The organism is Robbsia sp. KACC 23696 (assembly GCF_039852015.1).
In the GTDB taxonomy this organism is placed as follows: domain Bacteria; phylum Pseudomonadota; class Gammaproteobacteria; order Burkholderiales; family Burkholderiaceae; genus Robbsia.
In genome coordinates this window covers 184,252-207,242 of record NZ_CP156627.1, presented here as the reverse complement: position 1 = coordinate 207,242, position 22,991 = coordinate 184,252, and the positions used below count along the sequence as shown (strand labels likewise).

18 protein-coding genes are annotated in these 22,991 nt (G+C 59.3%); 8 read left to right on the top strand and 10 right to left on the bottom strand.

Annotation, left to right across the window (positions count from 1 at the left end; all coding sequences use genetic code 11):
• Positions 1-67: 67 nt before the first annotated feature.
• The 8 genes from ABEG21_RS15745 to ABEG21_RS15710 form a co-directional block, all read right to left on the bottom strand.
• On the bottom strand, positions 68-1,594 hold the full coding sequence (locus ABEG21_RS15745; RefSeq protein WP_347557589.1) for a cytochrome c: 1,527 nt from the start codon (positions 1,592-1,594) through the stop codon (positions 68-70).
• Positions 1,595-1,605: 11 nt separating this feature from the next.
• On the bottom strand, positions 1,606-3,237 hold the full coding sequence (locus ABEG21_RS15740; protein WP_347557588.1) for a GMC family oxidoreductase: 1,632 nt from the start codon (positions 3,235-3,237) through the stop codon (positions 1,606-1,608).
• A 77-nt stretch (positions 3,238-3,314) separates the two neighbouring features.
• Positions 3,315-3,854 carry a sugar dehydrogenase complex small subunit gene (locus tag ABEG21_RS15735; RefSeq protein ID WP_347557587.1) on the bottom strand — a complete coding sequence of 180 codons (540 nt, stop codon included), beginning with the start codon at positions 3,852-3,854 and terminating at the stop codon, positions 3,315-3,317.
• Positions 3,855-4,089: 235 nt separating this feature from the next.
• Positions 4,090-4,704: a hypothetical protein gene (locus ABEG21_RS15730; RefSeq protein WP_347557586.1), complete on the bottom strand. Its 615-nt coding sequence runs from the start codon at positions 4,702-4,704 to the stop codon at positions 4,090-4,092.
• Entirely contained in the window at positions 4,701-5,378 is a 678-nt protein-coding gene (locus tag ABEG21_RS15725) for a hypothetical protein (RefSeq protein WP_347557585.1), read from the bottom strand. The genes ABEG21_RS15730 and ABEG21_RS15725 overlap by 4 nt, the downstream gene beginning before the upstream one ends.
• A gap of 131 nt (positions 5,379-5,509) precedes the next feature.
• Positions 5,510-7,774, bottom strand: a complete 2,265-nt coding sequence (locus ABEG21_RS15720) for an FUSC family protein (RefSeq protein WP_347557584.1) — start codon at positions 7,772-7,774, stop codon at positions 5,510-5,512.
• A gap of 81 nt (positions 7,775-7,855) precedes the next feature.
• Positions 7,856-8,161: a DUF4148 domain-containing protein gene (locus ABEG21_RS15715; protein WP_347557583.1), complete on the bottom strand. Its 306-nt coding sequence runs from the start codon at positions 8,159-8,161 to the stop codon at positions 7,856-7,858.
• A gap of 145 nt (positions 8,162-8,306) precedes the next feature.
• Positions 8,307-9,233: a LysR family transcriptional regulator gene (locus ABEG21_RS15710; protein WP_347557582.1), complete on the bottom strand. Its 927-nt coding sequence runs from the start codon at positions 9,231-9,233 to the stop codon at positions 8,307-8,309.
• A 346-nt stretch (positions 9,234-9,579) separates the two neighbouring features.
• Between ABEG21_RS15710 and ABEG21_RS15705 the strand changes: the two genes are divergently transcribed.
• From ABEG21_RS15705 to ABEG21_RS15695, 3 genes are all read left to right on the top strand, one after another.
• Positions 9,580-11,100 carry an amino acid ABC transporter permease/ATP-binding protein gene (locus tag ABEG21_RS15705; protein WP_347557581.1) on the top strand — a complete coding sequence of 507 codons (1,521 nt, stop codon included), beginning with the start codon at positions 9,580-9,582 and terminating at the stop codon, positions 11,098-11,100.
• A gap of 68 nt (positions 11,101-11,168) precedes the next feature.
• The gene (locus ABEG21_RS15700) at positions 11,169-12,002 is read left to right on the top strand and encodes an ABC transporter substrate-binding protein (RefSeq protein WP_347557580.1); all 834 of its coding nucleotides are present in this window, start codon (positions 11,169-11,171) and stop codon (positions 12,000-12,002) included.
• Between the two features lie 106 nt (positions 12,003-12,108).
• Complete coding sequence (locus ABEG21_RS15695; protein ID WP_347557579.1) at positions 12,109-12,972, top strand: phytanoyl-CoA dioxygenase family protein; 864 nt, start codon at positions 12,109-12,111, stop codon at positions 12,970-12,972.
• A gap of 28 nt (positions 12,973-13,000) precedes the next feature.
• On the opposite strand, the gene ABEG21_RS15690 is transcribed toward ABEG21_RS15695, so the two are convergent.
• Positions 13,001-13,678 (bottom strand): TetR/AcrR family transcriptional regulator, encoded by a 678-nt coding sequence (locus ABEG21_RS15690; protein WP_347557578.1) that lies wholly within the window; start codon positions 13,676-13,678, stop codon positions 13,001-13,003.
• Between the two features lie 117 nt (positions 13,679-13,795).
• Between ABEG21_RS15690 and ABEG21_RS15685 the strand changes: the two genes are divergently transcribed.
• The 3 genes from ABEG21_RS15685 to ABEG21_RS15675 all read left to right on the top strand — a co-directional run bounded on the left by ABEG21_RS15685 (position 13,796) and on the right by ABEG21_RS15675 (position 16,616).
• Positions 13,796-14,995, top strand: a complete 1,200-nt coding sequence (locus tag ABEG21_RS15685) for an MBL fold metallo-hydrolase (protein ID WP_347557577.1) — start codon at positions 13,796-13,798, stop codon at positions 14,993-14,995.
• Between the two features lie 152 nt (positions 14,996-15,147).
• A complete protein-coding gene (locus ABEG21_RS15680) occupies positions 15,148-15,771 on the top strand; it encodes a thiamine phosphate synthase (RefSeq protein ID WP_347557576.1) in 624 nt (207 codons plus the stop codon).
• Positions 15,772-16,022: 251 nt separating this feature from the next.
• Positions 16,023-16,616, top strand: coding sequence for a hypothetical protein (locus ABEG21_RS15675; RefSeq protein ID WP_347557575.1), 594 nt, complete (start codon positions 16,023-16,025; stop codon positions 16,614-16,616).
• Between the two features lie 78 nt (positions 16,617-16,694).
• On the opposite strand, the gene ABEG21_RS15670 is transcribed toward ABEG21_RS15675, so the two are convergent.
• Positions 16,695-17,815 (bottom strand): IS3 family transposase gene (locus ABEG21_RS15670; protein ID WP_347557574.1). Its coding sequence is split into 2 segments (ribosomal slippage): positions 16,695-17,563 and positions 17,563-17,815, totalling 1,122 coding nucleotides; the frame shifts between segments, so codons are not numbered across the junction.
• A gap of 715 nt (positions 17,816-18,530) precedes the next feature.
• Between ABEG21_RS15670 and ABEG21_RS15665 the strand changes: the two genes are divergently transcribed.
• Together ABEG21_RS15665 and ABEG21_RS15660 are read left to right on the top strand one after the other, a co-directional pair.
• The gene (locus tag ABEG21_RS15665) at positions 18,531-22,472 is read left to right on the top strand and encodes an RHS repeat-associated core domain-containing protein (protein WP_347557573.1); all 3,942 of its coding nucleotides are present in this window, start codon (positions 18,531-18,533) and stop codon (positions 22,470-22,472) included.
• Entirely contained in the window at positions 22,459-22,923 is a 465-nt protein-coding gene (locus ABEG21_RS15660) for a hypothetical protein (RefSeq protein WP_347557572.1), read from the top strand. The genes ABEG21_RS15665 and ABEG21_RS15660 overlap by 14 nt, the downstream gene beginning before the upstream one ends.
• Positions 22,924-22,991: the final 68 nt, after the last annotated feature.

The following is a 22,991-nucleotide window of genomic DNA, read 5'->3' as shown; positions in this document are numbered from 1 at the left end:
CTGTCGCAAGCCGTTTTCATGTTGGGAATGCCTTGTTACGCGACGGCATTCCCAACAGCGCGATACGTTAGCGGCGTGCTTGCGCCGACTTGCGTCTCGACCGGATGCCCAGCAGGACGATCACGATCAATACCACCGCGACCCCCGCGCCGATGCCAACGCGCGCGAGCGTCAGCAGATTCGAGCGCGGTCCGCCTTGCCGGATCACCTCGACATCGGCGGCCGCGACCTTCTGCGTCGCATTGCCGTAGTGGGACAGCAGGTAGTTGGCCAGCGCCGCCACGTCGTCGTTGCTCAGATTCGCAACGGCGCCAGGCTGACTGCCGAACGACGGCATGAATACATGACCGCTCGCCGTTTCCCGATCGACGCCATACAGGATGGTTGCCAGCAGATTGTTCGGGTTCGCGCCGGCCGTGGCCGAGTTGTTGAACAGGCTCGGGTAATAGCCGTCGCTCGACCCTTGCCCGTTATAACCGTGGCAGGAGGCGCAGTTCGCCGAAAATACCACGGCGCCACGGGTGTCGCCGGCCATACCCGCCTCGAAGCCCTTGCCGCGGAAAGCCGGCAGTGCGTTGGACGGCTTGCCCTGATCGAAACGCGAGGTTGCGGCGGCGCCTTGTATTGCATCCTCACTGCCGTTGGAACCGATGGCGGGGATGCTCTTCATATAGACGGCGATCGCGTTGACGTCGGCGTCGTTCAGGTAACGGAAGCTATGCGTGATCGCCTCCGCCATGCTGCCCGCTGCTTGCGCCTTGCCCGGCAGACGACCGGTCTTCAGGTAGGTGACCAGATCCGCCTGTGACCACGTGCCGATGCCGTGCGCGGCATCGGGCGTGATGTTCGGTGCGTACCACGGGCCCACCTGCGCGCCGGCCATCGACAGGTCGAGCTTTTCCTGCATCAACACACCGCGGGGCGTGTGGCAGGTGCTGCAGTGCGCCGCGCCGTCCACCAGGTAGCGGCCGCGATTCCATTGTTCCGATTGATGCGGATCGGCGACATACGGCTTGTCGTTCAGGAACAGCGCATTCCAGAATTTCATCGACATCCGGATGTTCATCGGGAAGGGCAGATGCGTCCGCGCCGTCGGCTGATCGACTGGGGCCACGCCTTGCATGAAGTAGGCGTATAGCGCGTGGATGTCGTCGTCGCTCAGCGTCGCGTAGGCGGTGTAGGGCATCGCCGGGTACAGGTTCGCACCATCGGCGCGTACGCCCTTGCGCAGCGCATCGGCGAATTGCTGCTCCGTATAGTTACCGATGCCGTTGGTCGTCGACGGCGTGATGTTCGACGCGACGATCGTGCCGACGGGTGAGGCGATCGCCAGGCCACCGGCCATCGGCTTGCCACCCGCCACGGTATGGCAGGCGATGCAGTCCGACGCCGTTGCGAGGTAATGCCCTTGCTCGACGAGGCTCGGCGAGAAGCGGCCGTTTTGCGGCGCGGCGGTGTCGGCGACGGTGCTGCTCGCCGGCGTCGCGGCGGCGGTTGCCGAGGGCGTGTCCGCTGCCTGCGCCGACGCGACGACCGCGCCGCTCAGCAACATCGACGCGGAAGCGGCGCGCAGCGCGCGCGCCAGGGAAGTCATATGAAATCGCATCAGGCCCCCCGCGTCTGGCTGACGATGGCGTCGGCGGCCTTGAAGGCCAGGGCCGTCATCGTGATGGTGCTGTTGCCGCAGGCCGTGCTCGGCATCGCGGCACCGCCCGGCAACCACAAATTATCGTGATCATGCGCGCGGCAGTCGGCGTCGACCACCGAGTTGGCGGCGTCATTGCCCATGATGGTGCCGCCCATGATGTGCTTGCTTTGCGCAAACTTCGACGCCAGCTTCATGTCGGTCGCGCCCATCGCCGCGGCGAACTTCTTCGCGATCGGAATCGAATACGTATCGGCCGACTTGCGCACGTAGTCGCCCACGTCGTAATGCACGGCGGGGCGCGGCAGGCCAAGCCAATCCTTCTTGTCCGACAGCGTCAGGCGATTGTTCGGATCCGGCAGGATCTCGTGTGCCAGCACGATGTCGACGGTACACGCGGACAGGCGACGGATTTCCGCATCCAACGCCTTCCCGACGAGTCCTTTCTTCAAGGCGCCGAACGTGACGAAGCGGTTCCGGCTGAAATTGTTGAAGCGGAAATATGCCCCGGCGTGCTCCGAGCGGAACGCACCCTGCGAGGTTTCCATGATGCCGCTGTTGACCACCGGGCCGACGCCGGACCAGAACGGATCCTGCAGGGTCAGCGTCATCGTCAACTGCGGATGGTCCATCATATTGCGACCGACTTGATCGGAGCTGTTCGCCAGTCCGTGCGGATTGCGGTCGTCCTTCGACATCAACAGCAGCTTCGGTGTTTCGATGCCGTTGCAGGCGATCACGAAGCGCTTGCCTGTGACGCGATGGCTTTGCTTGTTTTGATCGAAGTAATGCACCGCTTCGATCTGGTTCTTGCTGTTCGTCTCGACGCGGTAAGCCACTGCGTTGCAGAGGATCGTCGCGCCCTTGGCTTCCAGGCGCGCGAGCGCGGTCGACGCGTCGTACTTCGCGGCGACGGGGCAGACCGGCACGCAGTTGTTGTTGGCGCAGCAAGCCGGACGATCGTCATACGACGTGCCGCTATTGCGTGCCTGTGCCGTCGGAATATTGTTGTAGCCGAGGCTTTTTGCGATATCGGTGAAGCGTTGTTCGCCCGGACCGAAAGGCAGTGCCGGCATCGGATAGGGCGCCGAGCGCAGCGGCGGCCATTGCAGTGCCGGATCCGACGGACCGCAGATGCCCAGATGATGCTCGACGCGGGTATAGAACGGCTCCAGCGTCTGATAGTCGAATGCCCAATCGCGACCCACGCCGAAATTCGAGTGCAGACGCATGTCCTCCGGCGTCAGGCGCCAGCAGGTACCGGCCCAGTGCCAAGTCGAGCCGCCCGCGTAGCGGATATACGTCTGGCCATAACTGTCGACGCCGTCGAGCTGCAGATAATGGTCGTGCGGATCCTCGTGCGCCCACATGGGATGCGGCGCCCATTTTGCAGGCGGATAGCAGGACGACGGATCGCCCTTCAGCGACAGCGGCAGGTTGCGGAAATTCTCGACGATCTCGCCGCGCGATACGCGGGGACCGGCTTCCAGCATCAGCACCGATGCGCCGGCATCGAGCAATTGCTCGGCGACCGTGACGCCGACGACGCCGGTTCCGACGATGACGACGTCGGCACTCTCTTTGTTAGGCATGGGGAATGAAAGTTATTGCGAACGCGATGCCGTGGCCCCGGAAGCGGGCGGCGGCATCCGCGTCGTCATGTCGATTTTTAGAAATGCGGCATGTCGGCCAGGGGTGCGTTCGGACGCGTCCAGGCGTTGGGACCGGAAAGCCCGTATGACGGGATCTGGGTGACGTCCTTCGTGACCTGATAGGTCAGCGCGAGTTCGTAGGTGAAGACCTCGGCATCATGCTTCGCCGACGACGACCCCGAATACCACGCCGCGATGATCCAGTGCGCCAGATCCTTCATTGCGCCATCGGGGATATCGTCGAAGAATCCCTCGACGGTGGTGGCGTTCTTTTGCTGCGCGATGGCGACGATGCCGTCCATCATCTTCGGCAAATCCGCATGCGCTTGCAGCGCGAATGCCGCGATGCGCGCACCCACGCCGCTATCGAGCTGATGATCGATCAGCAGCGACGAAAGGCGCATGAACTGCGCATCGATCGCGGCAGAGGTGCCGAGCGTTCCCGATGCAGCAGTGGCCGATTCCGGCAGGGCCAGAGCAGGCAGTCCCGATACGGCAACGTAGGTGCCGACGGCTGCGACGCCCCCGATAAGAAGCTTGCGGCGCGCTAGTAACATCTTTCTGAGATTCTTAGTGGCAACGGTGCGCGATAGTGCCATAGAAATATTTCAGCAGGCGCAAATGTCGCACGCCGGCGTCGCGCATCGCCGAGAATACAGCATAAAGCAACTAACAGGCATTTTATTATTGTCGGCAAAACAACAATCGCCGCGCGGTCCGATGCGGAGGCAAGCGGGCAAGCGGGCAGGCCAGGGGGCGACGCGCCGCGGCGGCCCGCGACGCGCAAGCCTGTCACTGCAGATTACCCCAGCGCTCCGTGGCCGGCTCTGCCTGCGCCCATTTCCATTGGCCGTCCGAGCGACGACAGACGGAAGTCTGGAACCACTGAATAGAGGCTGTCTCGGTTGTCTCCGCTGCCTTGGATGCGGCGTCGGCTCCGCTTCCCGGCTTCGCCGGCGCGGCCGCCGCGCTCGCGGCAACTCCCGCCGCGGCCTGGCGTTGCTTCTTGGTCAATACCGAGAACAGCACGACGCGGCAGGGACTCAGCGCGTTGTCGATATCGGCGACCACTTGCATATTGCCCTCTTCGCTGGGAAGCGGCCAAACCTGCTTCGCCTCCCAGGCGGCGGTTTGGCCCACCAGCAGGCTCGCGGCCTGCGCGGCTATCCGATCCTGCTCGCCGCGCTGCATGCGTCGGAAGATCGTATCGAGAAGGGCATCGCTGCCGGCGCGAATCGCGATACCGACGCCGATACCCACGGCCGGATTGGCACTGGCACCCGCGGCGGCCACGCCGCCGACCGCACCGGCATAGCCGCCGAACGATTGACAGCCGGCGAGCATCGACACCGCGATCCCAAGGGATAACATCGGCCCCAGCGAAAATGGCAAGACCGGGGACCTCACTGCAGTGCTCCCCACCGCTCGGTGGCGGGTTCGGCGCTGGCCCATTTCCATGTGGCACCGTCGCGGCAGATGGTGGCGACATAGAAGGCGCTGATCGGCTGTTCCTTATACGTGACGATGTCGCGCGGCGCCTGGTGCGTATCGCGCTCCGGCTGCCACGCATCGCTGGTCAGCGGGCTCTGGGTCGACGCGGTAATCGGCGTGGTGTGGACATGCTTGATGATGGTATCGACCGAGAAGACGATCTCCTTGCATTCCAGCGCACCCGCCGCGATGACGCGGCTGACGGTCACATGGCCGTGTTCCTCCGGCTCCAGCTTGATTTTGGGATCGAACTTCCAGTCCGCGACCTGTCCTGCCGCGAGCGCGCCGGCGCGCTCGGCGATCGTGTCCTGTTCGCGTTGATGCGCGCGTTTTTCGACATACTTCGCGCCGGACTGCGCAGCGGCCAGCGCACCGAGGCCGATGCCGGAGGTCACCGCCGCGCTCGCGCTCAGCTTACTGGCGACAGTCGCGCCGATGACGCCGGCGCCGGCGGCTGCCCCCTCGTCGAACAAGGACCCGCAGCCACTCAATGCCAAGGGCAACAGGCTCAGGGTCGCAAGCCAGACAGCGGTGTGAGATCGGCGGGCGTGGCGGGGCAAGGCGCCAACGGAGCGGTCAGCGATATTCACGGCGCATTGTCTCCCTCTGGATATCTGCTTTATTGTGCCCGACGCTTTGCCGCAGCGTCGGCGACAGGCATTGTTACTGTCTAGAATGCCCGATATCCGGCGAATGTGCCGAGTGCGTCCTCAGTGGGTCCTCAGTCCGTTCTGGCGTCGGTCGATCGCGCGACGGCGGTCGGCGCCGTCGCGGGCCGTGCGTGGGCATCGGGGAAAAGGGAGAGATGCAGTCCGACCAGCGAGTGCACGATATCGATCCGCTGTTTCGATGTCAGCACCGCTGAGTGGACGACGCGCGTGACCGTGATCTCGATCAAGGTCGACAGGCGCAGATCGTCGGGTGCCCGCTCGCCGCGGTCCAGGCGCCGTTGGAAGTGCGCGCCGACGCTGTCGACGATCTGATGCAGATTGCGCCGCAAGGCGCCTTCATGACGAAGCGCGCGCCGACGCAAGGCGACGGCGTTGAGGCCGATCCGCATATCGCGTAGCGCGTCGACTTCTTCCTGCGCGCCGGCGCGGCCCTCGGCGGTGCGCGGTATCAGTTGCACCAGTCGGTCTAGCAGACGGCCGTGGAAATGCCGTTGCGCACGCAGGTCCATCGGAGCACCCCGCCGCGCGATGTCGCGCCAGCTCGCCTGTATCAGTCGGGCCGACATGAATCGGGCGCCGAACGGGCGCATCACGGCGATCGCCAGCGACGCGAACAGGATCCCCGCGCAGCTCGCGATATTGCTGTCGAAAAACACCGCGACGTTGTTGCTATAGCTGTCGTTGATGCCGAGCGTTAGCGCCGTCATGAAGGCGATAAGCGTCGTCGTCAGCGCCACTTTCGGCCGCGTCATGAACAGTCCGAGCGGAATGAAGACCAGCGCGAAGAACATCACCAGCATCGCGAAGTCATGGACGCTCGGCAAGATGACGAAGTAATACGCGGCGGCGAGCAGCACCGCACCGCAGGCGCTGGTGAAGTAGGTCATGATCATCGATGCCGGCTGATCGCTGGCGACGAACAGCCCCAATCCCACCGCACCGAGCGACACCGCCGACGCGCCGTCCGCCCAGCCCGTGAAGATCCAGACGCAGGTGGAAGCGAACACGACCGTCGCGGCCGACAGCGCGGAGAAGAGGGCACCGGCGTGATCCAGATAGTGCTTCTGCGTGCCCACTTGAACGTGCCGATACCGCGGATGCCATGTGCCTTCGCCGAAATGAATCACGGTCTGCAGGCGTTTGCAGTCCTGCCAGATCTCGATCAGATTGCGCAGGCGCCATAGGGCGAGTGACAGCAGCGCGTCGTTCCACGCATAGTCTTCTCCCGCCGACGCAGCGTCTGTGTCGATATCGACGGGGGGCTCGAGGCGTGCGATGGTGGCGAGCAGGGCCAGCACTGCCGGATCGTTCCCGGTATCGCCGCGCCGACTTTCCTCGCGATAAGAGACGGGCTGACCGAACCATGCTTCGAACGACTGCAGCAAAGCCGGCAGCGCCGGATGCACGAGCGCGAGCGGATCCCGCTTGAACGCCGCCTCGTCGCCCGAGGCGCTGGGCCCGACGCTGTTGGTGTCGGCATCTGCATCGCGACGGATGGCCTGTCGCAGCCCTTGCAGGCTATCGCCGAGCGACGACGCCAGGGGCATCAGCAACTGCATGCGGCCCTGCAGCGCCATCGCATAGCGCAAGGTTTGCGGGCTGACATGGTCGTAGGCGAGTTGGCTGAGCAGCGTCTCCATGCCGCGGATATGAAGCGCCATGCTGCGGCGGCCGGCCGCCAAGGTGGGATCGAGTTGATCCCCATGCAGCGTGCGTGCGACGAAATGTCTCGCGGTGGCAAACCAGGCTTCGTTGCGATCGCCCACGGTGGGCGCCAGTCGATTCGGAAACACGACGCTGCCGATGACGCTCGAGCAGGTGATGCCGAGCAGGATCTCCTCGACGCGCGAGACGGCGATATCGAAGACGGCGCCGGGATCGTCGACGGCGCTGAAGGCAACGATCGGCAACGTGTAGCTGGCGAGCATGAAGACATAGGCGCGCGCCGCCCGTGTCGAAATGGCGAGGTAGAGAAACGCGGCAAACCACAGCGCGACGGCCGCGCTGAGAAGCAGGGGCGTATCGATCAGCATGGGCACCAGGATGACGGCGGCAACGGCGCCGAGCGCCGTGCCGATGGCGCGATACAGTGCCTTGCTGCGGGTCGCGCCGACGAAGGGGTTCGACACGATATACACGGTTGCCATTGCCCAATACGGACGCGGCAGGTCGAAGTAGAACGCGATATAGAGAGCGAGCATCGCGGCGGAAAACGTCTTCGCCGAAAAAATCCAGTTGCGCATCACGGGGAGGGGTTGCGCGCCATGTCTGCCGATGGCACGTTGCGGGACGTCCGGGTGTTCCGAGCGACGCATAAGAGGGCGGGGAGGCAGCGGCGTCTACGCTGTCTCCCCGCCCTCTTATGCATCAACGGTCTATTACGCCAAGGCGCGATCTCAATGGCTGTACGTCGATTCCGATTTGAGGCGCGAAACCGGCGGCCGGTACCCCGATGCACTGCTGCCGCCGACATCGCTGCCCATGCTGCTGGCGGCTTGGCGGTCGGCCAGTTTGGCCTCGGCTGCTTGAATGTCGGCCGGGTAGTTATTCGAGACGTTGGCCGGGTCGTACCCGACGCTGCGCAATGCGCGGAGTTGCGCTTGCACCTGGGTGCGCGTGAGCGGCGTTGCGGTCTGCGCAAAAGTGATGATCGGGGCGGCCAATGTGGCGGCGACAACGATCGCCTTTAAAGAACCTTTCATGATGAAGCGCCTTCAATTTCCGTGTTTCGGTACTGCAAGCCCTTGCAGCAAGCCGATAAACGAATGATAGGCCTGTCACGTCCCGGAATTAGCCAGGCAGATGGGGAAGGACTCTTCTGCGCCTTGCAACAATCCTTGCCGTGGATCAAAACCGGGCGAGGTCGCGCGCGGTATCCTGAATCCTCGCGGGAAGCCAGGCGCGCAGAAAGTCGATCCAGGTCCGCGTCTTGGCATCGACATATTGCCGGGACGCATACATCGCATACACATGCATCGGCTGCAACGTGTATTCGGGCAGCACGCGCACCAAGGTGCCACGCGTCAGTGCCGGCATCGCGGAGTAGATCGGCAGCATGCCGATACCCATGCCACTCTCCAGCGCGCTCGCCATCGACTCGGCGACGTTGATCTGCACGATGCCGTCGATCTCCAGCGACACGGCTTCGCCTTCACGCTCCAGGCGCCACTGCGAGGCGCGGAATTCCGGCGTCTTCAACAGCAGGCATCGATGGCTCGGAAGCGCGTCCGGCGTGCGCGGCGTCCCGTATTGCGCCAGATAGTCGGGCGACGCGCACAGCACGTTGAAGGTCAGTCCCATGTCGTGCGAGATGATGTCAGAGTCCGGTAACGACGCCGCGGCGACCAGCGCCACATCGACGCTGCCGTTATACAGATCCGGTGTGTGTTGCAGCTGCGTCAGCTCGACTTTTATTTCGGGATAGCGTTCGCGATAGGCGCGAATGGCCGGCACGACGTAGTGCTGTCCCAGACTCACGAAGCTGAAGAGCCGCAAGGTGCCACGCGGTGAATCGGAGGCGTTGCTCGCTTCCTCCTCGGCCCGTTCGAGATCGGCCAACAGCTGCTGGCAGCGCAGCAGGTAGCGATCGCCCGCATGCGTCAATGCCAACTTGCGGGTGGTGCGCTCCAACAGGCGCGCGCGAAGATGCCGTTCGAGATCGGCGACGGCACGGGATACCAGGGACGTATTGACGTTCAGCGACTGCGCCGCGGCCGTGAAGCTTCCTGCTTCGACGACACGGACGAAGATCCGCATATTCTCCAAGGTATCCATATTCTTACGGTTTGCTTTCCTGTCGCGGGGGAGGCGTCACTGGCGCGTCGCGCTCGCGCTAGGCGCGCGCCCTGGCCGTTTCAAGGTCGGAGTATGGCGTGTGCAGAATCAGAATCAAAGGGACGCCGGTAACACGCCGTTTCCGGCTGTGGCATTTATGAGACGAGCCAGGTCGAGCCGGCGACCCCATCGAGAATCCCGTCGCGATCCCCCATAGGAATTTCCTAGTCAAGGCATCCGAAAAATATTCTTCGTCGACAAATTTGTATTGATAGTTTAGCCATCTATTGACGTACCGGAAATTTCGCTTTCCGCAAACAGAATTTCCCTGCCGGAACATGCGACGATGACATTCGATTGGAAATACCTGCTAAGCCTCCTTAGCGATGTGGACTTCTGGCTGGCAACGTGGACCGTCATCAAGCTTAGCGTCCTCACCTGGGTCATCAGTATCGGGCTCGGCTTCCTGGTTGCACTCGCGCAGCAGTCGCCGCGCAAAATTCTGAGCCTTCCGGCGCGCTTCTATATCTGGCTTTTTCGGAGTATCCCGCTCCTGGTCTTGCTGATCTTCGTCTATAACCTGCCGCAGGCCGCCCCGGCGCTTTCGGTGGTGCTGGGCAATCCGTTCTGGGCCGGTTTGATTGCCCTGGTGATTTGCGAGACGGCGTATGTCGCGGAGATTCATCGCGGCGGGCTGCTGTCGATCAATAAGGGACAGCGTGAAGCAGCACAGGCGCTCGGGCTGCGCTTCGTCGGGATTCAGTGGCGGATCGTCATCCCGCAAGCGCTGCGCGTCGCGTTGCCGGCGTTGACCAACGAATATATTTCGATCGTCAAACTGAGTTCGCTGGTATCGGTCATCTCCTTGACGGAGATTCTGATGGTCGGACAACGCCTCTATTCCCAGAACTTCCTGGTGATGGAGACGATGGTCGCCGTGGCTTTCTACTATGTCGTCATCGTCACCGTCTTCGATTTCATCCTGAAACGTGCGGAAAAGATGCTGGACGTGACGCAGCGGAAAGTCGATCGTCAGCCCGATGCCGCCATTCTGGCATTGGCGACCCGGCCCCGAGCCGTGGCCGCGCGTCAAATCGCGGTCGGCCAGGGGCCTGCATTGCAGGCGTCGCGTCTGCACAAGGCCTATAACAATGTCGAGGTACTGGGCGCAGTCAATCTGCAGGTCGAGCCGGGAGAGGTCGTCTCCGTGATCGGACCGTCGGGCTCCGGCAAGACCACGTTGATTCGCCTGCTCAATGGCTTGGAGCAGATCGATAACGGCGAGATCCAGATCAACGGCCAGCCATTTATCCATTTAAGCCGGCAGGGCACGCAGAAGCCGCGCATCGTCGAACATGTGGAGCATCGTCTCAGAATTGGCATGGTGTTTCAGAGCTTCAATCTGTTTCCGCATCTGAGCGTGCTGAACAATCTGCTGCTCGCTCCGCGCTATCACCGCCTCGGTGCCGAGGACGCGCTGAAACATGACGCCTATGCGCTGCTGCACAAAGTGGGCATGTTGGAGCATGCGTGGAAATATCCGCATCAGTTGTCGGGCGGCCAGCAGCAGCGCATCGCGATCGCGCGGGCGTTGATGATGCGACCGCAGATCATGTTGTTCGACGAGCCGACCTCGGCCCTCGACCCGGAAAAGGTCAGCGAAGTACTCCAAGTGATCGAGACGCTCGCGTTGGAGGGCACGACGATGGTCATCGTCACGCATGAAATGAATTTCGCCTTCAAGGTGTCCGACCGCATCGTCTTCATGGAGAAAGGCCGTGTGATCTGCGACGACGCGCCCGCCGCGCTGCGTAATGGGTCGAATCCGCGAATGGAGGCGTTCCTGAAAGACGTCATGCTGGCGTGATCGTGGCCTGTGACGACAAGTTGTAAAGCCGTTTTTACCTTCCCTCTCCCACTGCAATAGGAATATCCATGAGTCTGCTGCGCGTTATCAACCGCCGTATCGCCCTGGCCGCGTTGGGTTGCACGTTGGCGATGAGTTCGATGTCGTCGTTCGCGTTTCAACAGGCGGGGAAGCTCATCGTCGGATCCGACATGACCTTCTTCCCCTACGAATACATGGATAAGGACCATCCCGCCGGTTTCGACATCGAGTTCATGGACGGCGTAGCGAAAGCGATGGGGCTGAAGGCGGAGAATATCGATACACGATTTCCCAATCTGATCCTGGGCTTGCAGGCAGGGAAGTTCGATGTGTTGAATTCGTCGATGTACATCACCGCCGAGCGGATGAAGGTCATCGACATGGTGCCTTATCTGAAGAGTGGCGAGTCGTTGTTGGCGCTGAAGGGCGCCAGCTTCCAGCCGAAGGTCCCGGAAGACCTCTGCGGCCATAAGCTGGGGTCGATGGGCGGGACGGTCTGGCTGAAACAGATGCATCAGCTGTCGGACGATTACTGCGTCAAGAAGGGACTGCAACCGATCGCCATCAGTGAATTCGTCACGGATCCGCAGACGACACAGGCACTGTTGTCGCACGCGGTGGACGCACAGATCACCGACGCCGCGGTTGCACGCGGTGTGATTCAGAAGCTGGGCAGCCGCGTGGTGATTTCGTCGAACACGCTGATCTATCCGGTGTTGAACGGCTTTGGTATCAAGAAGGGCGACGGCGCCGACAAGAAGGCCCTGCTCGCCGGTATCGAGAAATTCAAGAAGACGCCAGCCTATGCCGCCTTGCTGAAGAAGTACAACTTCGAAGCGCCGACCGCGGACGATATCGCCTCGCTGATGCCGAAGCAATAACGCATGGCGCCCTGCTTAGTCGGATCGATTGATCGATCGAACCGTAGCGGGGCGCACGGTGAGCGGGGCGCGCACGGCACCGCCGCGTTTTTAGGATAGAGCAATCATGTTGACCGAATCGCAGAAATCTTTTTTCCACCAGAATGGCTATCTCGTCGTGGACAACGTCGTCGGCGAGGCGCTGCTGGCGCGCTTGAAAGCGGAGTTCGAGCGTTGGGTTGCGCAAAGCCGGGAGCACGCGGGCGCATTCGGGGAAACGATGGACGGCCGTGCGCGCTTCAGCGTCGAGCCCGGGCATAGCGCGGCACGCCCGGCGCTGCGCCGCGTGAATTCGCCGGTGGAAATTTCGCCGGCCTATATGGAAGCAATGCGCGATTCGGCCATGGTCGATGCCATTGCCGACTTGATCGGCCCGAATGTGAAATACCATCACAGCAAGGTCAATTCTAAAATGCCGGGTGCCGCGACCAAGGTCAACTGGCACCAGGATTTCCCCTTTACGCCGCATACCAACGACGACCTGGTAACGGCGTTGTTGATGGTCGACGAGGTGACCGCGGAGAACGGGCCGCTGACGGTGGTGCCGGGCAGCCATATCGGGCCGATTCACGATCTGTGGCGCGATGGCAAGTTCACCGGCGCCGTCGCGGAAGAAACCGCGCGGACATTCGCCGCACAGGGCGTGCAGTGCACAGGCAAAGCGGGCGCAGTGTGCCTGATGCACACGCGTTTGCTGCATTCGTCGGAAGCGAATCTATCGACGGCACCGCGCACCTTGTTCATCTCGGTATATTCCGCCGAGGATGCGGTGCCGATCTGTGCCAATCCGATTCCGAGCCGCTTCGAAGGCATGGTGGTTCGCGGCACCGCCACCGGCCGTGTGCGCTCGGTGCCGTTTCAACTCAGTCTGCCCGAGCACCCGAAAGGCGCTTCTTTCTTCGAACAGCAAGCTGCGGCAACGATGTCCTGACGCGCCGCCGCACTGCCGCGCGAACGGCTTACGCGTCTCGCCGCGCCGCGTCAGCCGAAACATCGCGCGTGTCGCGCGCGTACCGCGCGAGAAACATCTCGGCGGAGGCATCGGCGACCCGCAGTTGTTCGTCTTCCGACAGCGGCGGCTGGCCCATCGTCACCTGGGGCCAGAATGCAAAGCCCTTGACCAGCCATTGCAACTGCTGCGATGCAAATGGGATATCGTCGATCTGCAGGCGGCCCGCGGCGCTCGCCGTGCGGATCCAGATCGTCAGATCTTCTTCCCGCTCGCCCAGCCGCGCAATCATGTCGCGCGCCCGTTCCGGCGAATGAATGCCGGCCGCGACGGCGACCCGCGCCAGCGAGAGAAACGACGTGTTGTTCAACAGCCGCAGTTTGTTCTGCAGCACGCGACGCAATTGCGGATGTAGTGCTTCGTCGTTCTGGAAGGCCGCCTTGCTGTCACCCTCGCTGGTCTCCCACAACTGGTGCAGGATTGCCGCGAACAGCGCTTCCTTGCTGTCGAAGTGGTTGTAGACCGTGCGTTTGGAGACCCCGGCGAGCGCGGCGATGCGATCCATGCTCGTGGCGTCGAAGCCGGCTTCCAAGAATGCATCGATCGCCGCCTCGATGATCGCGGCGCGCTTTCGGTCCGTCAAACGCGATGACGATCCGGGGAGGGAAGAGGAGGGCAGTTCTTTCATGCGCGAATTCTACACCGCGCAGTTTACCTTTCGGAAGGGGCGCGATACACTGTCGATAAACTACACCGAGTAGTGTACATTCAAAGACCTCTCACGGGAAGGTCGAGGAGCGCGGGCATGGAGAGGGCATCGGAAAACGAGACGGCGACGCAAGCACGTGACACGGCACGACAGGACGTGTCGCCGGCGTCGTCGGGCGGTTTGTCGTCGATCCTGGGATCGACGGCCGCTCGTCGCGGCCAGCGGTGGTTCGGGCGGTCGCGGCAGCACGATGGCAAGCGCTTCCGCAATGTGAAGCCCCGCCCGGCGGAAACATTCGTCAAAACGCTCGGCATTATCTGGGACATGCTGTTCAACAAGCCCCGCGATACCCGTCCGGATGACGGTTCCGGCGGCATTCCGGTGAAGGCGCTTTCTCGTGCGAACCTGGATGCCGCGCCCGATCTCAGTCTGTATCGGCTGGGCCATTCGACACTGCTGTTCAAGCTGCGCGGGGCGTTCTGGTTGACGGACCCGGTATTTGCCGAGCGGGCATCGCCGTTCAAGCGGATGGGCCCGAAGCGCTTCCACGCGCCGCCGATCGCGCTCGACGAACTGCCGCCGCTGCGCGCGGTGATTCTGTCGCATGATCATTACGATCACCTGGATCGCGAAACGGTGTGCGCGCTGGCGGAAAAGACCGGCGTGTTCCTGACGCCGCTGGGGGTGGGCGATCGCTTGATCGAATGGGGCATCGATCCGGCCAAGGTGCAGCAGTTCGATTGGTGGCAGGGGACGGTCGTCGACGGCATTGCGTTCACGGCGACGCCCGCGCAGCATTTCTCGGGACGCAGTCTGCTCGATGGCAATAGCACCTTGTGGGCCTCGTGGGTCATCGTCGATGGCGCGAAGCGCTTTTTCTTCAGTGGCGATACCGGCTATTTCGACGGCTTCAAGGAAATCGGCGAGCGCCTCGGGCCGTTCGATGTGACGATGATGGAAACGGGCGCCTACGACAAGCGCTGGCCTTACGTGCATATGCAGCCGGAAGAAACGGTGCAGGCGCATATCGATTTGCGCGGTCGTTGCATGGTGCCGATTCACAATGGCACTTTCGATCTGGCGATGCATCGCTGGCAAGAGCCGTTCGAGCGTGTCAGTGCCTTGGCGCAGGCGCGGGGCGTTGTGTTGTCGACACCGCCTATCGGCGAGCGGCTCGATCTGGAGGTGCCGGGGACCGGTGCGTCGTGGTGGAGTGCGGCGACGACGGTGGCATCGAACGCCGGTCAGGCCGCCGCGCGTCCGCGGTTTTTGAAGCGCTGTTCGCAGGGCGCGTGAAAACGCGGTAACGGGCGTTCGGCAGCAGAGGCGCGATGAGGAAAGGGCCGGACGACACGGCCTTTATTCGCGTCGCGCGATCGCTTACGCCGAGAGGGGAAAATAGGGTAGATTCCGAGTCAGCCACCCCCTCGCAATCTGATCGGATTGTCATGACGACTTCGCCCTTTGTGTTGCCGCCTCACTATCTCGTCACGCCCGAACCGACGTCGAACGCACTGCTGTCCGGCTCGGTTTCCAGCACGCATTCTTTCTATCTCGCAGCATTGGAGGCGGCGCTCGCGCGCGGTATCACCTTGGTACAACTGCGAGCAAGGACGCTGGACGCGCAAGCGTATCGGCGGCTCGCGACCGACGTGCTGCGGTGTTGTCATCGACATGGCGCGCGGTTGTTGCTGAATGCGGCGCCTGAGCTGGCGCTGTCGTTGCACGCGGACGGGGTTCACTTGACCAGCACGCGTCTGATGGCATGCACGCAACGTCCTCTGCCGGCGGACTTTCTGGTGTCGGCGGCCTGTCACGATGAAACGCAAATACGGCATGCCACGCAGCTCGGCGTGGATCTGTTGACGGTCTCCCCGGTCTTGCCGACCAAAACCCATTCGAACGCGATCCCCTTGGGCTGGTCGCGATTCAGCACGCTCGTTGCGCTGACATCAGTTCCGGTCTACGCGTTGGGGGGAATGCGCATCGAATCATTGGCGGAGGCGCAGCAGGCAGGCGCGCGAGGCATCGCGGCAATCCGCGCCTTTTGGGGCGAAGATGTGATTTCCTGAGGGGCCGCCGCTCCTTATTGCCGGAAGGTGGTTTTTGGATCATTTTGCGATGCCATCCGACTCGAATTAACGCCTGTATGTTCAACATCGCGATCGCATTAAAGCTCTCGGATGATTTGGTCGAAACAGCAAAACCGCATGCGGCAGCCACGCATCGGAATCCAGGTGCACAAGTATTCTTTGGAAGCGGCGGTTCGGTTAAATTTAATCCGGGTGGACCTTAATTATTGGTTTGCTTTCAGGAAATCGTCATGGAAAAAGCATCTTCTATCGAAAGCGTGAGACGGAAAGCGTTTGCGCATTCCTTTGCATACGTCGATCTCGATAGAGCACTTCCCGAACGAGTTTTCTCGTCGGAGGTCTCGAATTTTTCGTTCTTTGAGTCTGATTTCATTTTCGCACCTGATTTCGTGGAACTTGTCTCGGGATTGCTTCGTATAGAAGGCGCGAGGTCGTGTTGTCTACTGAACGTAGCAAGAAGCAAACCGATCGACTACGAACACGCGGAAATGATTTTCATTGATTCGGATATGGACGCAAATCGGTTTTTTGAAAGACTTAAAGAGGGCGGAGCATCGAATGGATGGCTCTACGACATAGGGCGTTATTGCTGTAGCTCAGATGTCGGAGAATGGGCAATTTATTGCGAAAGAGCAGAGGATCTTGCCGTTTTCGCGGTTCGGGATGGTGTGGAATCAGCGGCGTATGGCTCGATACTTGAAAAAGTGCATGCCCAGAAAGTAGGTGGAACAGGGGACGCGCGTTGGCGAGTTGGGCATCCGTTTAGTCGGATATTGCCCGAGTGGCAAGATAAATTATTGGAAAATTATGGCAATCCTAGTTAATTTTTATAAATGAGAAATGGCGCGGTGTCACTGTCGGACAGATACTCCGCATTTGGTGCCGCTGACCTGCCCCCGGCATTAGTCTCCAACCGCTGTAGAGTCCGTCGTTAAAAACCCTTTCTGACAGTACGCGGTGGCGAACTGTTCAGGCGTTAGATAACCAAGCGAACTATGCGGCCGCTCGGTGTTGTACTCGATGCGCCAGGCTTCGATGATTTCCCTGGCATGACGCATCGACGTGAACCAATGCTCATTCAGACATTCGTCTCGAAACTTGCCGTTGAAACTCTCGATATACGCGTTCTCGACAGGCTTTCCTGGTCGAATGAACGACAGCGTGACACCTGCATCATAAGCCCAGGCATCAAGCACTTTCCCTGCAAATTCCGGCCCGTTATCCACAGTGATGGATAACGGCAGGCCACGCATCTCGCAAAGCCTCTCCATAACCTGCCGTACCCGCAAGCCCGGCAACGACGTATCAACTTCAATCGCCAAACATTCTCGCGTGTAATCGTCGACCACGTTCAAGCTTCGGAAGCGACGTTCATACGCTAGGCCATCCGATACAAAATCCATCGACCAGCTCTGGTTAGGGCCACTGGGCACGGGCTTTTGCACCCGCTCGACAGCCGCAATTCGCTTGCGCTTTCGTCGGCGAACGCTCAAACCAGCAAGACTGTACAGCCGCCATATCTTCTTATGGTTTGCAACCCAGCCTTCGCGCCGAAGAAGCACGTGAATACGGCGATAGCCGTAACGTCGCTTCACAGCAGCGATGGCCGTCATGCGTTCGTTCAAAGCCACATCGCTCTCGCGAGTCGACTTATAAAGAAACAAGGACCGGGAGATACCAACAAGCCCGCAGGCACGGGTGATGCCCATAGCGCGTTCGCTCATTAACTTCTGAACGGCTTCGCGCTTGGCCTGCGGGCTTGCTACTTTTGGCGCACGAGGTCCTTCAACGCGGCGTTGTCGAGCATCGACTCAGCCAGCAATCGCTTCAGCCGGGCATTCTCGGATTCCAATTCCTTCAGCCGCTGAGCCTCTGAAACCGTCATCCCGCCGAACTTTGACTTCCAATTGTAGTAGGTCGCCTCGGAAATCCCGTGCTTACGGCACAGCTCCGATGCCTTCAGACCCGCCTCGGCTTCCTTCAATATGCCGATGATTTGCTCTTCCGTGAATCGCGTCTTCATGTCTCCGCTCCCTTTGGAACGGACTCTACATCATTCGCGTACCAATCGCGGGGAGCAGGTCAATACAACGCAGCCGCTGACCGGACTGGCAAGGAAGCGGTAATACTTCTAAAGTTGCGCGGTGTATGCGACTGGATTGTAATTAAAAATTCAATGCAGAATGAAAAATAATTATACGTTCAGCAAAACGCTATAAATACGCATGGATAAAATATTCACTTTACTTTCAAAATTCTTTCATACATATTTTGCAGTGGCAATTTATCCGATGGTGTTTTTCCTGAACTCTGATTTCCTGCCAATGATTTTTGGCAACTGACTTAGTAAGGATGCTTGCATGTTCGCGACAATACGAATCATTATTTGCCTTGCGTTCGCTGCATTCTTTATTTCGTCACCGACACCCGTCCAAGCCGGTTGGGGTTACACCGGAAGTAGTGGGTGTGGGTCAAACTGTAGTAGTCCTCAAGAAGTATGTGACTATTGGGGTGTTTTTTACGGCGGTGGGTGCTTGGGAGTACAAGGCCCGGTCTTTGATAATTACGGGCGAATTCAGGGGTACCGATATCAAGTCCAATACGTCACGCCGCTCGATGGAACGGCGTTCGCTGATTGTCCATCCTCTGCTATCGATGGATTGCAACCGAGCGGGTGTTCTAATGTCGCTAAGGTTCTTCCCAAGCAATTAGGGTGTGGTTGTACTCCAGGCGAGAAAATGGTCGGGAATCCTGTCGCCGTGAACATTGGCAACAAATACGAAGCCACCACGGATTTCACTACGGTCGGACAAGATCCTTTGATCTTCAGTCGCCATTACAACAGCCTTTCCCAAGAAATCTCTTCATTAGGTGCTGGCTGGCGGTCGAACTTCGACAGACATCTCCGATTTAACACGGGGGATGGCAGTGCTGCGACGATGACCTATGCCACGAGAGCGGATGGCGCCATCATCGCCTTTGAAAAGCAGTCGAACAGCTGGTACCCAAGCGATGGCGACGTCAATGCGACACTCACGTCTATCAATAATGGTCTGGTGCTGACGGACTCGAACGATAACGTCGAAACGTATTCGCTTGATGGTCGCCTCACCTCGGTCATTTCGCGGTCGGGTTACGGTCAGACGCTGACCTATGATGCGAACAACAATCTCTCATCGGTCGTCGATTCGTACGGGCGGTCCCTCACGTTTACGTTTGTCAACGGCGCCATGCGCACGATGACGACGCCTGACGGAAACGTCTATACGTATAACACTGCGGACCTTGTTGGTACCGCCAAAATCCTCACGAGCGTCGTTTATCCTGGCAGCACGCAGCCAACGGTTGTCTATGTGTACGATGATCCTTCCTATCCACGTGCGCTGACCGGCATCATCGACGAGAATGGAAAGCGCTACGCCACCTGGGGATACGATCAAAACCTTCGAGCGGTCAGCAGCATGCATGCCGGGGGAGCGGACGCGACAACGCTAAGTTATAACTTCGATCTTATTGGAACGGGATACGTTACCTCCACAAATGCGTTTGGAAAGGTATCAACCTACGATCTGACCTGGTCTGCAAACATCGCCAAGGTTTCCCGTATCAGTACATCCGCGACAGCCAATACGCCCGCGACGACAGAAAGCTTCGCTTACGATGGGCGTGGCTATATATCGAGTCACACCGATAAAAATGGCAATGTCACAAATTACGTGAACGACGCAAGAGGGCACATCATCAGCCAAACGGACGCTGTTGGGACCGCCTCTGCCAGGACAGTAACAACGACGTGGGACAGCACCTACAATTTACCGACGCAAATCGCTGTGCCGGGTCTGACAACCGACTTCACCTATACGGGCGGGCTACTCAGTAAAAAAAAACAGACTGATACTACAACTTCGACAGTGCCCTATAGTACGCAAGGCACGACGCGTATTTGGACTTACGCCTACTATCCTAACGGGCTACTGCACACTGTCGACGGCCCCCTCTCTGGTTCGGCTGACACGGTGTCGTATGTGTATGACGCACATGGCTGTCTCGCCTCGGTTACGAACGAGCTCGGGGAAACCACAAGCAATACGTCGATCAACGGACGTTGCCAGCCTCTAACGTCGCTGGATCCGAACGGAATAACAACGAACTTTTCCTACGATGATCGCGGGCGCGTTACCGCCGTGACGATCAATCCCGGAGCGAACCAGTCTGCAACAAAATTCACTTACGATCCAGCAGGCAATTTGACGGTTGTGACGTTCCCTGATAACTCGACGCTCTCGTATAGCTATGATGATGCGCATCGTCTCGTTGCTATTACGAACACATTGGGCGAGAGCATCAACTACGCGTTAGACGCGCTCGGAAATCGCACAGCGACAACTGTCAAGTCGGCTTCATCGGTGGTGACCGCAAAGCAATCTGCGACGTTTGATGAACTTGGTCGCATGATGGCGAATATCGGCGCAGCATCGCAAACCGTGAAGCATGCTTACGATGCAAACAACAATGAGACGTCGACGATTGATCCGCGCGCTAAAATTTACGGAACGACCTTTGATGCGCTGAACCGTGTTTCAAAGGAAACAGACCCGAATGCGTTTGCGACCGTAACAACGTACAACGCAAAGGATGAGGTCATCGGTGTGACTGATGCGAGGGAGCTTGCAACCACCTACGTGCGGAACGGCTTCGGCGACGTCATTCAACAAACAAGTCCGGACACCGGTGCTGACGTTTTTTGGTACGACGCGCATGGCAATCCGACTAAGCACTCAGACGCACGCGGCGTCGAGACGGATGCAACGTACGATGCGTTAGACCGAATCTTGACGAAGAGCTTCCCGCCGGATCCTTCTGAGAACCAGGCGTTTTATTACGATTCCACGGCAAGCGGCAACAAAGGGGTTGGATCGCTCACGTCTTTCACGGACCAAAGCGGATCTACATCCTTCGAATACGACGCCTTAGGGCGTGTCGTTTCGACGACGAATGTGATTGCCGGAAAGTCGTATGTGAGCAAATTTGCATACGATGCGGCGGGTCGTGTGACTTCACAGACCTATCCATCGGGCCGCGTTGTTAACTACACGCGCGATGCGATGGGGCATATCGCTGCGATCGATACCCAGCAAACCGCCACGGCACCAAAAACGCAAATCGCATCGTCCATTACCTACGCCCCATACGGTGATGTGACGCGGTTCATGCTCGGGAATGGTTTGATCGTTACGCGATCTTACGACCTGGACTATCAACCGACTGGCATTAGCGCTTCTGCCGGAACGGCGACAGTGCAAAGCCTCACTAATGTTTTCGACGCTTCCGGAAACATCACATCAGTACAAGATGCCGTGACGGCAGCGCGGAATCAAACAATTACGTATGACAACCTCAATCGCGTCGCCACTGCGACTGGCGTCTACGGCTCGCAAAGCTACGGATATGATAGTGTCGGTAATCGCCTTACACGTAATGCCAATGGCGCAAGCGAGACACTCGGCTATTCGACGACGTCAAATCGGCTTAATTCCGTCACGACCTCTGGTGCTGGCGTTAGGAGCCTGAGCTATGCCGCGAGTGGGCAGGTCGTTCAGGACGTGCGTGATAGTTCGCATACGTATGGCTATACGATCAATAGCAACGGCAGGCCCGCGGCGGTTACGCTGAATGGCGCTGCGGCAGGTTCCTATCTTTACAATGCATCGGAACAACGCGTGCAGAAAATTGTTGGCGCCACCACCACACAATTGGTCTTCGATGAGACAGGGGCATTGCTTGAAGAGGCGGATGGTAGTGGCGCCGCACTGCGCGACTACATATGGTTAGACGATATACCGGTAGCGCTGGTAGACAATTCGACATCGACGCCTTCGATTTACTATGTCCACACTGACCAACTCAATACGCCGCAGAAGGTTACCGATGCCGCACAAACGATTGTATGGGACAACCCACAAGATCCGTTTGGTATAAGCGCTGCCGGAGGCTCGACGATAACACCGCCTGGAGATATCGGTCTGCGCTTCTCTGGTCAGTATTTCGACGTTGAGACTGGATTGCATCAAAATTGGAATCGAGACTATGATCCGACCATAGGCCGTTACGCACAGTCCGATCCTGTCTGGTTAGGTGACGGCGTAAACATTTATACATATGTAAATGGCAACCCTGTTGGCAACAGCGATCCGACGGGCGAGTTTGGACTCGTTGGTGCTGCGATTGGTGCGGGTGTCGATCTCGGCATCCAGCTGCTTACCAACGATGGCCGTTTTGCGTGCGTTGATTGGACGAGTGTCGGTTTGTCGGCGATAGTTGGCGCGTTGACGGGTGGCCTTGCAAATGGGTCCTTTGCATGGAAGACGGGTTCGAATACGTGGAGCGCCACGCGCAAATGGCTTGCAAAGGACGTGTGGGATCTGAAAAAAGGGCAGAACGTACACCACTGGTTCATTGAGCAAAATAGTGCAATTGGGAAGGTGGTTCCAGATCGGATAAAGAATCAGCCATGGAATTTGAATCCTATGCGAAGCGCTTTATCTCACAGCAAGCTGCACCGTTTAGATCCTGTAACCCGCACTCTGATTGGTGCTCCTGGATGGGCGCAAGGTGCGGCGATTGGGGGCGGCATTTCTACAAAAGGCGCAGCATTTGGAGAGAACTGTGGCTGCAGATAAGACGGTTTTACTTTTGCTAAGTGATACAAAGAAAAGGCACAGATTGTTTCCCTGGTACGAAACTGATGGGGTTTATTTGGAATTTCCGCTTCAATGGATCTTGTTCCGCGAGATCACAGGAGCCCAGCTAATAGACCAGTCATTTGTGCTATCGCGCATCGACAGCTTCTCAATCGCACGTGTCCCAGCCCCTCGTTCCAGAGACACGCCGTTTCTTGCTCATCTGTGTATGCTCGTATTCGGATGGTTGTTTCTCGCCACACCCATTCTTGTGCGGCTAAAGCTGTCGGATTCGCAAGCGAAGTCGCGGGAGGATGTGCGCGAACTATTAGTGCAAATCGTCTCCGAATCTGAATCCGGGCCCGAGCTACTGAATTCCGTAGTGAAGCGCATACGCCGTGCGCGGTCGTTGAGGGCGATGGCCGATGCGCTGATGGAATTTTATGACTGAGACTTGGTCTCTGTCGCGCCTCAGTTCTAAGCTACGCTGTGGCGCCTTGATGGGCGCCGTCTTGTCGG